The organism is Bacillus sp. HMA207 (genome assembly GCF_003402455.1).
GTDB lineage: Bacteria > Bacillota > Bacilli > Bacillales > Bacillaceae_G > Bacillus_A > Bacillus_A cereus.
Map to the genome: position 1 here is coordinate 141,404 of NZ_BEZT01000004.1, position 14,068 is coordinate 155,471.

A 14,068-nucleotide genomic window follows, 5' to 3' on the forward strand; every position below is an offset into this window, starting at 1 on the left:
CTCTCCTTACAACCAACTGTACAACACAATCATGAATCCGTTTTCAAAATCGCATTACTGTACATATTTTTGAAACGCTCTACCCAAATACTTTCTTATGAAGTCGATTCTAGATGTTATAAGGTATAACTACGAAAGCTTGAAAATATCACTATTCTACAGTTCTATTATATCGTACATATACAATAATAACCAAAATAATCTGTGATCTTCTTGTTAATAGGTGTTTTTATTTTTCCCATTGTTTTATGATAAATGTGGGAGAGAAATACATATAAAAGGGGAATTAAATATGGGGCCTACGCAAGAGACTTATACAATTGTACGTTATCAATCTGGTACATTTTCAAAACAACTGGATGAGATTGTTACAGAATCTCCTATTACTATTAAATTGAATGGTGAAGAATATGTAACAGTCGTATGCACACCAAATTATATTGAAGATATGGTAATTGGTTTTTTAATTTCTGAGGGGATTATTTCTTCCTATAACGATGTTGAAGAACTATGGGTTCAAAAAGATAACGGAATTGTCCATGTAAAATCATCAAAAGTGAATCCGCTCTATCAAACTTTATATAATAAACGATACGTCACTTCTTGCTGCGGAAAAGGTAGACAAGGTTTTATTTTCGTAAACGACGCAGCAAAAGCAAAAGACTTACATGATATACACGTAAAAATTACTCCTGAAGAATGTTTTTACTTAATGAATACTTTACAACAATCTTCCACTACCTTTCGCCAAACTGGTGGTGTTCACAATACCGCGCTATGTGATCGAAATAATATCCTTCTATCAAGAATGGATATCGGAAGACATAATGCATTAGACAAAATATACGGTCATTGTTTACGCAATGATATATCTGTTAAAGGAAAAATTATCGCATTTAGCGGACGTATTTCATCTGAAATTTTACTCAAAGTTTCAAAAATCGGATGTGAAATTGTTCTATCTAAATCTGCCCCAACAAAACTAGCATTGCAACTTGCCCATGATTTAGGCATTACAGTCGTAGGGTTTATTAGAAATGACTCTTGTAATATTTACACACATCCAAAACGAATTGATGGCTATCAATCCAATGTTTAAAAAATAACTCCTCAATCGAGGAGTTATTTTAGTTATAAAAATGTAACATATTAAACGCTTGAATAGTTAATAAAGTTAATATATAATTTCATTACATAATTAAAACAAAACATTGTAGCATATATCTTTTCATTCTTTTACAAATTAAAAGAGACTTCTAACAAAACGCATACACATTCTTATAAAAGCAATGGATTTATTTTATTTAAAATCGACCAAGGAGGTTACAACGATGGAAATTCGCTTATTAACGACAGAGGACGCAGAAATATATTTAAAAGTTTGTATGGAAGGTTTAACGAAGAACCCGGAAGCTTTTAGCTCTTCTTATGAAGATGTTCTTAAACATGAGGATCCTGTAGCTGCTATGGCAAAACGATTAAGCAATCCGGATAAGTATACTCTAGGGGTCTTCAAAGATAACGATTTAATTGGTATCGCTACTTTAGAAACAAAGCCTTTCATTAAACAAGAACATAAAGCAAAAATTGGCTCCGTTTTTGTTTCCCCAAAAGCACGTGGTCTCGGAGCAGGACGAGCTCTAATTAAAGCAATTATTGAAAATGCCGATAAATTACATGTAGAACAACTTATGCTCGATGTTGTAGTTGGTAACGATGCAGCAAAAAAATTATATGAGTCATTAGGTTTCCAAACTTACGGCGTACAAGAGCGTTCATTAAAACATAACGGTCAATATTGGGACGAGGAACATATGGTTCTGTTCTTAAATGATTAATACTTCAATATAAGGTGAAACTTTACTCAGTGGGGGAGTTTTCCAAAAACATCTTTCTTAATAAGAAAGATGTTTTTTTCATTACAACAATGTAATCTTCATGTCACCTTTATCGATCGTACCAAACCTTTCCATTCATTATACTAAAAATATAAAGTGAAACTTTACTCAGTGAGGAACTACATCCCACGCTGATCGCATGTACTTGATATGTAGAGGAGAATGTGACATGAAACAAAACAAACGAGCTATGCTTTTAATATTTACTACAGCAATTGTAACTTCTGGATTAGCAATTTTACCTTGGTTTATTATATGAACACTCCCCCTAACAATGAAAAAAGCTGATTGCTTCTTAAGAAGCAATCAGCTTTTTTTATATTATAAAATCCCCAAAATTTTATTTACGCAACTTATAATAATAACCATAGATACGGCAACGCACATGACAACCGTATTACGATCTTGCTTTTCTTTTTTTGAAATTTTTTCTTTTGAATTCATGTGTATGATCTCCTTTTAAAAAAAGTGTGAGATAGGAAATTTTTCTTATCCGATGCGAGGTGAATACGAAAACCCTCTCTATCTCACATACACAATAGAATGGAATTGTCATTTTATAAATAAAATGACATGACGTTATGTCGCAACATAGGGTATTTTGTGTCGCTACGTTTTCTATTATAAAAAATAGTTGTGCAAAACTAGTGCATTTTTTATGTCAATTACTCTGAGCGAAAAAATCAGCCCTCCATTCAATCACATAAAAAGAGTTTTTTATTATTTTCATGTAAACTATACAAGTAGAATGAACAGTTTGGGGTGCACAAGATTATGGTAAAAATTTTATTAGTAGACGATGAAGAACGTATGTTACGATTATTAGATCTGTTCTTAAGCCCTCGCGGCTATTTTTGTATGAAAGCTACCTCTGGCCTTGAAGCACTAAAATTAATCGAACAAAAAGAATTCGATATTATTTTATTAGATGTTATGATGCCAAGTATGGATGGATGGGATACTTGCTATCAAATTCGTCAAATTTCCAACGTTCCTATCATTATGTTAACAGCTCGCAACCAAAACTACGATATGGTGAAAGGCCTCACGATGGGCGCAGATGATTATATTACAAAACCATTTGATGAGCATGTATTAGTCGCACGAATCGAGGCTATATTACGCCGTACAAAAAAAGATGGCTTTGTTAGTTTCAATGGTATTGAGTGGGATAAAACGAAACATACTGTCACAGTTTATGATGAAAAAATCTCATTAACTCCTATCGAATTTTCGTTACTCGGACTATTTTTACAAAATACAAACCGTGCTTATAGCCGAGATGATTTAATCGAAAAAATTTGGGGCTATGAAACAGATATCGAATATAGAACAATTGATTCACACATTCGTAATATCCGTGATAAACTACGCAAAAAAGGATTTCCTATTGAAGATTACCTAGAAACGGTCTATAAAGTCGGATATAAATGGAAAAGTGAATAATTACTTCGGTCAGTGGGAAATCGTATACCACTGACTCTTTATTATGAATAAGGTATGGTGAAAAAATGAGTAAACTTTCCCTTAAAATTGGGACATACTTTTTAATATTAGCTTTATGTATTGAAACAATTGCCTTCGTATCTTTTTATAAAAGTCTTTCAAAAATGCGTATTGTAGAGGAAACAGATGCTCTTTTAGAGAAAGGTAATCGCTATAGTAAAAAAATTAAAAGCCGCGAGAGACGGGATGAATATTATAAAGAAATGAAACACGCTGAACATAATAAAAATCCTAAACGTCCTGTGTACCCTGAGTTCGATATTACGAATGAGGCTGCACACTTAGTTGAATCGGAATCAATTTCTAACTCCGATATAGCTATCATTATTACTGACCATAACGGCAAAATTATTTCCACCTCAGAACCCGTAACAAAAGATATGCAAAAACAACTTACTTGTAAAACAGAAACTGTCCCAGACGGCGGATTGGTCGTTGAAAGGAACTGGAAAAAATCAAAGTTCATCACAACAGTAAGCCCACTTAACACAACAAAGTTTCAAGGAAAGCTATATATGTTATTAAAAACATCTTTCCTAGAAAATATGTTACTTAAACTCATGAACCAATTTCTTATCATTAGCGTTTTAACAATTATTTTAACAACAATTTCTGTCTTTGTTTTTTCACGCGTTATTACAGAACCACTTGTAAAAATGAAGAGAGCGACAGAAAAAATGTCAAAATTAAACAGGCCAATTCAATTAGGTATTAAACGAAATGATGAACTCGGAAGTTTAGCAAAAACAATTGAAGATTTATCGAGTGAACTTACGTATATGAAAAAAGAGCGCAATGAATTTCTCGCTAGTGTCGCTCATGAACTATTAACTCCATTGACCTATATGAAAGGTTATGCGAAGGTAGCAAAGAGAGACTCTTTAACAAAAGAGGAGCGAGAAGAATACTTACAAATTATTGAGGATGAAACGGATAGTGTAACCGATCTCGTCCAAGATTTATTTATGCTTGTACAATTAGAACAACACCAATTTGTTATAAAAAAACAAAAAGTGCTTCTTCAGCCATTTTTAGAACGAATGGTTGAAAAAACAAAAACAACATTAACAAATAAGCAAATGCAACTTCATGTATATTGCAAAGATGATTTAGAAGTTTGCATAGACGAAAGACGTATGGAACAAGTTATGTTAAATTTATTACACAACGCTTATCAACATTCGCCAGAAAACACATCCATTACGATACGTGTACTCATGGAAACAGATTCTTTTACAATAAGTGTACAAGATGAAGGTGAAGGTATTCCTGAAGAAGATATCCCGCATATTTTTGACCGTTTTTATCGTGTTGATAAATCCAGAACACGAGCTACAGGCGGAAAAGGCATCGGGCTAGCTGTTGCAAAAGAAATTGTAGAATTGCATAATGGTTCTATTCTAGTAACAAGCCAATTAGGAGCGGGAACAAACTTTATAATCGAGCTACCTTTTGAATAATATGCGTGTGAAAACACCAGTAGTAGTAAACACTACTGGTGTTATTTTGTTCATAACAACAGCTCATATAAGCTAAGCTTTTGAAATTATTCTTATTTCAATATAAAATAAAGGTACATTTGCAAAGATTTGGAGGGTGATATAATTGGATATCCATGTATTAACAAAAAACGAAGCAGAAATTTACTTAGAACTTCGCGTAGAAGGATTAAAGCAAAACCCTGAAGCATTCAGCTCTTCTTATGAAGATATTATTAATAAAGAGTGTGCAATTGAATATAAAGCACAAAAATTAGCACAAGACGAAAACTATACGCTAGGTGCATTTAAAGATGGAAAATTAATCGGGGTTGCAACACTGGAAACGAAACCATATGTAAAACAAGAACATAAAGCTAAAATCGGTTCTGTATATGTATCTCCAAAAGCACGCGGACTTGGAGCAGGAAAAGCACTTATTAAAGAATGTCTTGAGCTTGCTAAATCTTTAGAAGTAGAACAAGTTATGCTTGATGTTGTTGTTGGCAACGATGGAGCGAAAAAACTTTATGAATCATTAGGTTTTAAAACATTCGGTGTACAAGAACGTTCATTAAAATATAACGGACAATATTGGGATGAAGAGCATATGGTCTTATTCTTAGATGAAAATAAATAATAAAAAACATCCTCATGTTTGGAGGATGTTTTTTACTTTCTTGTAAACCATGCCGTGTGTAATAATTGAATCGCTTTCGCAATCTCGCCCTCTGATAATATCGCAAACCCAAGTAAAACTACATTCTCAGGCGCCGTACCGTCTTTATAGTACGTAGACACAGGATATATTTTGATACTATGTTTCGCAGCTTCTTGAATTAATTCTTCTTCCCGCATTCCATTATGCACTTTTAATAAAATGTGTAATCCCGAATCTTCTCCTATCACTTCAACACGATTAGAGAAATACTTCTCTATTTCAAAAACAAGTCGATCTCTCTTCTTTCGGTAGACGACACGCATTTTATGAATATGTTTTTCCCAATAGCCTTCATTTAAAAATCTTCTAATCACTTCTTGGTCCATTCTTGAAACACTTTGTGTATAAAATAAATATTGCTGTTGATACTTTTTAATTAATTTCTTCGGCAACACCATATAGCTCATCCGTAGCGATGGCAATAATGCTTTAGATAGCGTCCCCATATAAATAACTTTCCCCTCTGTATCTAACCCTTGCAGCGCCGGTATAGGCTTTCCAGAATAGCGAAATTCACTATCGTAATCATCTTCAATAATATACCTGCTCTCTTCTTTCTTTGCCCATTGTAAAAGCTGCATCCTTCTCGTAATAGGCATAATCATTCCATATGGAAACTGATGGGAAGGTGTAACAAATACAACATTCGCATTGCTATTTTCTAAATCTGCAATACAAATTCCATCTCTATCTAAAGATAACATTTGGACTCTTGCTTCTCCCTGTTCAAAAACAACCATCTTTCTATGATACCCTGGGTTTTCAACTGCATAATTGCTTCCCTTTAACAATTGAAACAATAGTTTCACTAATATTTGTGTTCCCGCTCCTAATACAATTTGACTAGCTGAACAACGTACACCTCTAGATTCATACAAATAATTCGTAATCTCTTCTCTTAAGCTCGCTTCTCCTTGAGGGTGTCCTAGAAAGAGCAGTTCGTTATTATGCGGCTGCCATATTTCATTTACAATTTTCCGATACATATTGAATGGAAAAGCATTTGTATCAATTCCTGTTTGTGTAAAATCAAATTTATAACTCTTCTCCTGAAACGGTACTTCTTCTATTCTATCTCCACTATCCTCTACATGAGCCATTTGCTCAATTTTGCATACAAAATAGCCTTTTCTCGATATCGACTCAATATAACCTTCTGCAAGTAATTGTTCGTACGCTGCCTCTACTGTATTTTTACTTACTTGTAAATGTATCGCTAACTTTCGCTTAGCCGGTAATTTCGTAAAAGGGACAATCGATCCATCTTTAATCTCTTTTTTTATATACTCATACAATTGCACATACAATGCCTTTTTACTATTCATATTTAAATTAGGCGTTAATTCTAACATAATATCTGACCCCTTAATAAAACTAAAATCTGATACTTTTTACAGTACCAGATTTTATATATAATTCCTTTTATCATGTCACACATAAAAAATCAAATACCGGAGAGGAGAAACATGATAATGAACAATGGTAGACGTATCGGACTTATTATGATTATTACAGGGGCTACATTATGGGGATTATCTGGTCCAATGATTCAGTGGCTATTTCAGCATACTAATGTATCCTCAATTGATTTTTTAACAATTCGATTGTTGCTTGCAGGAATATTTATTTTGTCTTTCTTACTTATAAAGAAACAAAACATATTTCAAATTTGGAAACACCCTAGATATTCTATACAACTTATTATTTTTTCTATTCTCGGCATGCTCGGTGCGCAATACGCCTTTATCGAAACGGTTCATATTAGTAATGCAGTCACAGCAACGCTATTTCAATTTCTAGGTCCTGTTCTTATTACCATGTATGTTGCATTTGAACAAAGAAAATTCCCTGCTTCCATGCAACTATTCGCAATTATAGCCGCGCTAATAGGAACATACTTTATTATTACAAATGGCTCAATTGAAAATATTGTTTTATCCAAAGAAGCTATTATTTTTGGACTATTAACAGCAATCGGATTTGCATTTTATACCCTTCATCCGGCTTCTCTCATTAAAGAATGCGGGACAACTGTAGTAATTGGTTGGGGGATGTTAATCGGAGGAATTGCACTACTTATTTATAATCGTTCATTCGGGTGGAATCAATTTTCACAAACCCTTACACTAAAAACTTTTTCTATGCTTATTCTTATCATTATTAGTGGTACCCTTTCTTTCCTTCTATATATCGGTAGTCTTAAATATTTAGCAGCAACAGAAACAAGCATTTTATCTAGCATTGAACCCCTTGTAGCTGCCATCGTTTCAATCACTTGGCTAAATGAATCTTTTGGAACATATCAATTATTAGGCGGCGTATGTATCGTTCTGTCCGTTATTTTTTTGACGATGCCTCAAAAAGAAACCGAACCAACCTATACAACGGAACAAATATAAAATGAAACTTTAATTAGTGGGGACTATCTCCCACTAATTATTAACCTACACCAATCGGGCTTTTACGTGATAAAAATGTCAAAAGAGGTCGTACAAAACTTACGACCTCTTTTTATACTTTAAAGGAATTGTCCCGCCTTCTAGCAAATACAATTACACTAACAATAAAAACTAGGAGTGTGGCACCATGAAAAAAATCGGAACTATGCTACTTCTCTCCTTCCTCATCACTGGATGTACACAAACGCAACCGGATTCAAAAGAACAAAAAAAAGACGTAATAGCAACGTCATCCACTCAAGTGAACGCACCTTCCTTCTTTCACCTTAGTGTTTTAAAAGATGTAAATTGGGAAGAAGCACCCTCATTCATAGACGGAAAAATACCTTTAAAAGGCATCGAAGGTAAAGTCGCAATGGCTGATAGTCCTATTATCGCAAATGAACAAAATGAAATAATGTGGTACTTTCTAGATTCTGAAATACCAACTGGAAAATTGTCTATTATTGCGCTAAAACAAGGATCTGTAACTCCAACACCAGTACTCTTTCAAAAAGAAACTTCCAAACAAACTTGGACTACTTCAAATACAATCGATTCTACTACAAGCGAACTCCCTCTCGCTATGTCACTACCTTCATCTGGATTATGGTTATTAAATATATATGTGAATGAAAAATATTATAATCAGTTTGTAATCACCGCTGAGTAAAGTGACAAAAATAAGCCACTTTCTTACAACAATGTAATTTCTACATCATGTACTTCGATAGTTGAATTATCTCTCTTCTCTTATACTTAAAGTAAGAAATGAAACGAGGAGAGATGAGAGATGAAAAAAATGATAGAAGTGATCGTAGCAGTAACTGAGGTTTTAGTGAATGGTAAACAAGTTGCAATGGAATTAAATAAATAGTGAAGAAACATAAATAATTCTACACTTCTTCATTATTTTGATTTCTTATCTCAAAAAAGCAGTGCCTTTTAGGCACTGCTTTTCGCTATTAATAACGTGGTATTTTCGTAATTTGTGCCACGCCTGAATCAATAGCTGCTTTCGCTACTGCTTCTGCAACACTTGGAACAACTCTTTTATCTAATGGATTGGGGATTACATAATTCGCATTACGTTCTTCATCAGTAATGATGTTAGCGATCCCATATGCTGCCGCTAATTTCATCTCTTCTGTAATATCAGTTGCGCGCACATCTAACGCACCGCGGAATATTCCGGGAAACGCCAATACATTATTTACTTGATTCGCATAATCCGAGCGTCCAGTTCCTACTACAGCTGCCCCAGCCTCTAATGCATCCTCAGGGAAGATTTCTGGAATTGGATTCGCCATTGCAAACACAATTGCTTTCTCATTCATCGTCTGTACAAGTTCTTTCGTTAATACGTTAGGAGCAGATACGCCAATAAAAATATCAGCTTGGTGAATTGCTCCTTTTAACGTTCCACGCACATGTTCACGATTTGTCTTTTTTGAAACTTCAATTTGTGCTTCGTTCATCCATGTTTCACCTTCACAAACAATACCTTCTAGGCTAACTAGCGTAATGTGCTTTGCACCAGCCTTTAATAATAATTTTCCAATTGCAATTCCTGCCGAACCCGCACCGTTAATAACGATTTTCACATTATCCATTTGTTTGCTAACAACTTTTAATGCATTAATAACAGCTGCTAAAACGACAATAGCTGTTCCGTGTTGATCATCATGGAATACAGGAATATTCGTTTCTTCTTTTAATCGTTTTTCAATTTCAAAACAACGCGGTGCTGCAATATCTTCTAAATTAATCCCTGCAAATGTAGGCTCTAAATTTTTTACAAGGGTAACGATTTCATCTACATCCGTTGTGCCTAAACATAGTGGGAAAGCATCTACATTCGCAAACTTCTTAAACAAAATACTTTTTCCTTCCATAACAGGCATAGCGGCTTTCGGTCCAATGTTTCCTAAACCGAGTACCGCTGTTCCATCTGAAACAACTGCCACCATATTGCCACGTGCTGTATAGTCATACACTGTTTCTTCATCTGCCGCAATCGCTTTACACGACTCCGCTACACCTGGTGTATACGTCAGGCTTAAATCATCCGCTGAATTTACCTCCACTTTACTTGTAATTTCAATTTTCCCTACTAATTCTTTATGCAATAACAATGATCTTTCATTAATTTGATTTGCTAACATACTTATAATCTCCCCTTAATTTGACAAGCTAGCTATACGAATATAGCTAGCTTGTTTGATCATGAAAACATTTTTAATAATATTGTCGCCGTTACAACCATTGCCGCCCCGCCTAAACGAGTTGAAATTTGTGCGAACGGCATTAATTCCATACGATTTGAAGCCGATAAAATAGCAACATCTCCAGTTCCGCCTAAACCGCTATGACATCCAGTTACAATCGCCGATTCAACTGGATACATCTTCATCACTTTCCCTACAAGAAAACCTGATGCTACCATTGTAAGAACAACCGATGCGCACACAACAACATATCCTACTGAAAGAACTGCTGCTACGTCTTTTAACGGAATATATAGCAATCCTAATCCAACCATTAAAGGCCAAGTTAAATTCTTCGAAATAAATTTATATAAATGGAATGCTCCTTGCTCCATTTTTGCTGGCATTAATTTAAAGTATTTCACAAGTGCTGCTGAAAAAATCATAATGATTGCCCCAGGAATACCGATGAACTTAGAAGCAAATCCTCCGAAGATGAAGAACGTACACGCAATTAATAAACCTGCTCCCATTAATGAGAAGTCAATTGGCTTCTCTGTATTTTGTTCTTTTAATAATTCTGCTTGATTGTCTGTTTTCACTAATACACCGTTACCACTAAGCTCCGGTTTCTTCTCACCTAAACGCTTCATATACCCTGCACTTACAATTGCGAACATATTTCCAATAATAGCTGCTGGAATAAGCTGTGATACAAACGTCGCTGATGATTCATTTAAAATATCACTATAAGCTAGCGACAATGGTAAAATCCCTTCCCCGATACCACCACTCACAATTGGTACGATGATAAAGAAGAATGTGTGCTTCATTTCAAATCCAAATAATGAACCGACCAATAACCCTACTGCTACAGAAGCTAACGTCCCTACTACTAAAGGAATAAACATGCGAACGAAACCTTGTACTAACACTTTACGGTTCATTCCTAAAATACTTCCGACTACTAAACAAGAAATATATAAATATAAAAAGTTCGATTTTTTCATTAACATAGTCGCAGCTTCCATTGAAGCTGGATTCATCCAGTTAAAAAATACAAGTAATGATGGAATAAATAACGAAAGTATTGCTGGACCGCCGATATTTTTTAAAATTGGAATTCTCATCCCAATATCGCCTAAGAAAATCCCCATGATCATAATAACTGCAAATCCACCAATCATATCTGCTGGCAATTTATTATATACAGATGCCCCATAAATAATAGCAGCCAATACTACATATAACGGTAAAGGTATAACACCGATTTTTACATTCATAATTTTAGAAGCGAAAGATTCTCTTTGTACTTCATTTCCTTCAGAAAATGATACCGCTTCCACATTCTTTTGAATTCCCATATGGCACCCCCTCGTTTTCTTAATAACAATATTAAAACGCTTTCAATAGTAAAAATAGTTTTTGTAAGTTTTGTAATTGATTTTGTAATTAAAAAAAGTATAAGCGACTTATATTAAGTCGCTTATACGTAAAACTCTATTTTCTTTTGATCAACACATCTTAATTTACTTACAGGTCTGCCCACATGTTGGTACATCATTTCGTTTTCTAACACCCCAATGTCAGTCAAAAACATTACATATTTTCGAATAGAAACTCTTGAAATTCCAACTAATTGTGCCATTTCATCTGTTGTAAACACTCTTCCATTCAACGACTCGATCTTCTGCCAAATTAATTGCAACGTTTGCTTCGTTAACCCTTTCGGAAGCTCTTTCGTGACAGTAGGCTCCCTTTTTTCTTTTTGTAAAATTAACGAATCTAATTCCGATTGACTAATTTTTTGTTGTTCTTTCATGAAAGTAAGTTTTTCTCGATATATAGTTAATGCCTCTTTAAATCGTTCAAATGTAAATGGTTTAATTAAATAATCTACTACACCATATTGTAATGCTTTTTTAATACTTCCCATATCATGTACAGCTGAAATCATTATAATATCGATTTCTTTTTCTTGGTTCCGGATATACATTAAAAGCTCAAAACCAGTCTCTTCAGGCATAAAAATATCAAGTAATACTAAATCTACTCGTGATTTCTCTAATATTTCGATCGCCGACTTTACTGAGTTAACTGCTTGAACAAGTTCAAATCCTCCTACTTGCTCTAAATAATGCGTATTTAGCATTGCTACCATCGGGTCATCTTCTACAATTAAAACTTTAATCATATTTGCCTCTCATCCCTACCTTTAGGTATTTCAATTGTTATCGTTGTTCCCTTACCTACTAATGAATGCATATGAATTTCCCCATTTATTCGCTGTATACTTTCTTTTACAAGATACAAACCATAACCGCGGTTATCTCCCTTTGTGGAATAACCTTTCGTAAATAATTCCTCTATTTCTTTTTCTTGTATACCTTTTCCCGTATCTTGTACTGTAATAGTTAGTATATCCCCATGTTGTATCTTAACTTCAACTCGCTTCTTTTCACAATTCGTAACTGCCTCTAATGCATTATCAATTAAATTTCCGACAATCGTAATAAGTTCATGAGTAATACTTTCATCATCTATTTCCGGCATATAAGAATCTTCACTTATAATTAATTTTATATTTTTCTCTCTAGCATAGCTGAGCTTACCTAGTAAAAAACCAGCAAATACTGGACTTTTTATTCTTTTCATAACTCCACCAATTTCATATTGATGCTCTGATACCATGCCGCTTATATACTTCTGTAATTCTTCATACTGCTTCATATGTGTAAGCCCTAATACGACATGCATCTTATTCATAAACTCATGAGATTGTGCCCGTAATGCTTCTGCATATAGTCTAATACCAGTTAGTTCCTCTGCTAGTTTTCTAATCTCTGTTTTATCACGAAATGTTGCAATTGCACCAACTATTTCTCCTTTTACATATAAAGGAACTCGATTCGTCACAATCGTAATTCCATAAATATTTTGTTCTTCGTTTAATTGTACTTCTCCCGTTTGCAATACTTCTTTTATACGTGAATTTGGCATATACAACTCAACATCTTTACCGATAAAATCTTCTTCAAGTCCGCTTTTTTTAAATAGACGTTTCGCTTCATTATTAATTAATGTTACTCTAGCCTCTTTATCTACAGCAATAATACCTTCCTTTACAGATTGTAGCATCGTATTTCTTTCTTCAAGAATTTTTGCTATCCTGTGCGGCTCAAGACCGAATAAACTTTTCTTTATATGTCTAGCTAGCAATATTGCTCCTATAATTCCGACTAATACACCAACTCCGACACCAATATAAATGATATGTCTACTTTCCTTAACTCTCTCTTTTACATTATCTGCTGAAATACCAACAGCCACAGCTCCAAGTTGTTCACCTGTTTCAGAAAATATTGGTACAAACACTCGCATGGAAATACCTAAAGTTCCTTCTGCTAACGATACATGTTCTTTCCCTTTCAATGCAGGCCCTTCATCTCCCCCAATAAAATGATGCCCTATTTTTTGAGGATTTGGATGTGACTTTCTTATTCCATTCATGTCCATAACTACAATAAACTGAACACCTGTGTTTTGTAATATTCTATTTGTATACGTTTGGATTGCAGAGGTATCTGCTTTCCCAACCAAACCATCGATTACAATCGAATCATTCGCCACAATGTGTGCAATTGTTTTTGCCTTCTCTGCTTGGCTATCTTCCGTCGTCCGTTCTACATTATGACTAATTAATATATCTGTCACAAGTAAAGAAAAAATTACAACTGTACAAACTAACAATGTAATCGTTTTCCATAAATTCCATAGTCTTCTTCTTTTTTTCATCCCGTTAATGACTCCCCTAATTGCT

The 14,068-nt window shown here is 34.3% G+C and carries 13 protein-coding genes; 7 read left to right on the forward strand and 6 right to left on the reverse strand.

Annotated features, from left to right (window positions below):
• The first annotated feature begins 292 nt into the window (after positions 1-292).
• Both fdhD and HMAS_RS25215 read left to right on the forward strand, forming a co-directional pair.
• Complete coding sequence (fdhD, locus tag HMAS_RS25210) at positions 293-1,099, forward strand: formate dehydrogenase accessory sulfurtransferase FdhD (RefSeq protein WP_000529241.1); 807 nt, start codon at positions 293-295, stop codon at positions 1,097-1,099.
• A gap of 232 nt (positions 1,100-1,331) precedes the next feature.
• The gene (locus tag HMAS_RS25215) at positions 1,332-1,838 is read left to right on the forward strand and encodes a GNAT family N-acetyltransferase (RefSeq protein ID WP_000405875.1); all 507 of its coding nucleotides are present in this window, start codon (positions 1,332-1,334) and stop codon (positions 1,836-1,838) included.
• 381 nt (positions 1,839-2,219) lie between these two features.
• Here HMAS_RS25215 and HMAS_RS28290 read toward each other — a convergent pair whose 3' ends face one another.
• On the reverse strand, positions 2,220-2,342 hold the full coding sequence (locus HMAS_RS28290) for a hypothetical protein (protein ID WP_281994100.1): 123 nt from the start codon (positions 2,340-2,342) through the stop codon (positions 2,220-2,222).
• A 330-nt stretch (positions 2,343-2,672) separates the two neighbouring features.
• Here HMAS_RS28290 and HMAS_RS25220 point away from each other — a divergent pair, with 330 nt between their 5' ends.
• The 3 genes from HMAS_RS25220 to HMAS_RS25230 all read left to right on the forward strand — a co-directional run bounded on the left by HMAS_RS25220 (position 2,673) and on the right by HMAS_RS25230 (position 5,522).
• The gene (locus HMAS_RS25220; RefSeq protein WP_000238957.1) at positions 2,673-3,344 is read left to right on the forward strand and encodes a response regulator transcription factor; all 672 of its coding nucleotides are present in this window, start codon (positions 2,673-2,675) and stop codon (positions 3,342-3,344) included.
• A gap of 65 nt (positions 3,345-3,409) precedes the next feature.
• Positions 3,410-4,864, forward strand: a complete 1,455-nt coding sequence (locus tag HMAS_RS25225; RefSeq protein WP_116345084.1) for a sensor histidine kinase — start codon at positions 3,410-3,412, stop codon at positions 4,862-4,864.
• A gap of 145 nt (positions 4,865-5,009) precedes the next feature.
• Positions 5,010-5,522, forward strand: coding sequence for a GNAT family N-acetyltransferase (locus HMAS_RS25230; RefSeq protein WP_086420790.1), 513 nt, complete (start codon positions 5,010-5,012; stop codon positions 5,520-5,522).
• A gap of 32 nt (positions 5,523-5,554) precedes the next feature.
• Here the strand turns inward: HMAS_RS25230 and HMAS_RS25235 are convergent, their stop codons facing one another.
• Positions 5,555-6,955 carry a PLP-dependent aminotransferase family protein gene (locus tag HMAS_RS25235; protein WP_025710215.1) on the reverse strand — a complete coding sequence of 467 codons (1,401 nt, stop codon included), beginning with the start codon at positions 6,953-6,955 and terminating at the stop codon, positions 5,555-5,557.
• Positions 6,956-7,075: 120 nt separating this feature from the next.
• Between HMAS_RS25235 and HMAS_RS25240 the strand changes: the two genes are divergently transcribed.
• Together HMAS_RS25240 and HMAS_RS25245 are read left to right on the forward strand one after the other, a co-directional pair.
• Positions 7,076-8,002 carry a DMT family transporter gene (locus tag HMAS_RS25240; protein WP_001059054.1) on the forward strand — a complete coding sequence of 309 codons (927 nt, stop codon included), beginning with the start codon at positions 7,076-7,078 and terminating at the stop codon, positions 8,000-8,002.
• Positions 8,003-8,189: 187 nt separating this feature from the next.
• Positions 8,190-8,714 (forward strand): DUF4871 domain-containing protein, encoded by a 525-nt coding sequence (locus HMAS_RS25245; RefSeq protein ID WP_006925045.1) that lies wholly within the window; start codon positions 8,190-8,192, stop codon positions 8,712-8,714.
• Between the two features lie 292 nt (positions 8,715-9,006).
• Here the strand turns inward: HMAS_RS25245 and HMAS_RS25250 are convergent, their stop codons facing one another.
• From HMAS_RS25250 to HMAS_RS25265, 4 genes are all read right to left on the reverse strand, one after another.
• On the reverse strand, positions 9,007-10,206 hold the full coding sequence (locus HMAS_RS25250) for an NAD(P)-dependent malic enzyme (RefSeq protein WP_006925047.1): 1,200 nt from the start codon (positions 10,204-10,206) through the stop codon (positions 9,007-9,009).
• 59 nt (positions 10,207-10,265) lie between these two features.
• Positions 10,266-11,612, reverse strand: a complete 1,347-nt coding sequence (locus tag HMAS_RS25255; RefSeq protein ID WP_000512722.1) for a 2-hydroxycarboxylate transporter family protein — start codon at positions 11,610-11,612, stop codon at positions 10,266-10,268.
• 122 nt (positions 11,613-11,734) lie between these two features.
• The gene (locus HMAS_RS25260) at positions 11,735-12,442 is read right to left on the reverse strand and encodes a response regulator (RefSeq protein ID WP_000598666.1); all 708 of its coding nucleotides are present in this window, start codon (positions 12,440-12,442) and stop codon (positions 11,735-11,737) included.
• Entirely contained in the window at positions 12,439-14,043 is a 1,605-nt protein-coding gene (locus tag HMAS_RS25265) for a sensor histidine kinase (protein ID WP_000747345.1), read from the reverse strand. Before HMAS_RS25265 ends, HMAS_RS25260 begins: the two co-directional genes overlap by 4 nt.
• Positions 14,044-14,068: the final 25 nt, after the last annotated feature.

What these genes read in the sequence shown, in the direction of transcription:
- HMAS_RS25240 (WP_001059054.1), top strand. Translation starts at nt 7,076, where the DNA reads ATGAACAATGGTAGACGTATCGGACTTATTATGATTATTACAGGGGCT.
- HMAS_RS25265 (WP_000747345.1), bottom strand. Translation starts at nt 14,043, where the DNA reads ATGAAAAAAAGAAGAAGACTATGGAATTTATGGAAAACGATTACATTG.
- HMAS_RS25225 (WP_116345084.1), top strand. Translation starts at nt 3,410, where the DNA reads ATGAGTAAACTTTCCCTTAAAATTGGGACATACTTTTTAATATTAGCT.
- HMAS_RS25245 (WP_006925045.1), top strand. Translation starts at nt 8,190, where the DNA reads ATGAAAAAAATCGGAACTATGCTACTTCTCTCCTTCCTCATCACTGGA.
- HMAS_RS25220 (WP_000238957.1), top strand. Translation starts at nt 2,673, where the DNA reads ATGGTAAAAATTTTATTAGTAGACGATGAAGAACGTATGTTACGATTA.
- HMAS_RS28290 (WP_281994100.1), bottom strand. Translation starts at nt 2,342, where the DNA reads ATGAATTCAAAAGAAAAAATTTCAAAAAAAGAAAAGCAAGATCGTAAT.
- HMAS_RS25215 (WP_000405875.1), top strand. Translation starts at nt 1,332, where the DNA reads ATGGAAATTCGCTTATTAACGACAGAGGACGCAGAAATATATTTAAAA.
- HMAS_RS25260 (WP_000598666.1), bottom strand. Translation starts at nt 12,442, where the DNA reads ATGATTAAAGTTTTAATTGTAGAAGATGACCCGATGGTAGCAATGCTA.
- HMAS_RS25255 (WP_000512722.1), bottom strand. Translation starts at nt 11,612, where the DNA reads ATGGGAATTCAAAAGAATGTGGAAGCGGTATCATTTTCTGAAGGAAAT.
- HMAS_RS25235 (WP_025710215.1), bottom strand. Translation starts at nt 6,955, where the DNA reads ATGTTAGAATTAACGCCTAATTTAAATATGAATAGTAAAAAGGCATTG.
- fdhD (WP_000529241.1), top strand. Translation starts at nt 293, where the DNA reads ATGGGGCCTACGCAAGAGACTTATACAATTGTACGTTATCAATCTGGT.
- HMAS_RS25250 (WP_006925047.1), bottom strand. Translation starts at nt 10,206, where the DNA reads ATGTTAGCAAATCAAATTAATGAAAGATCATTGTTATTGCATAAAGAA.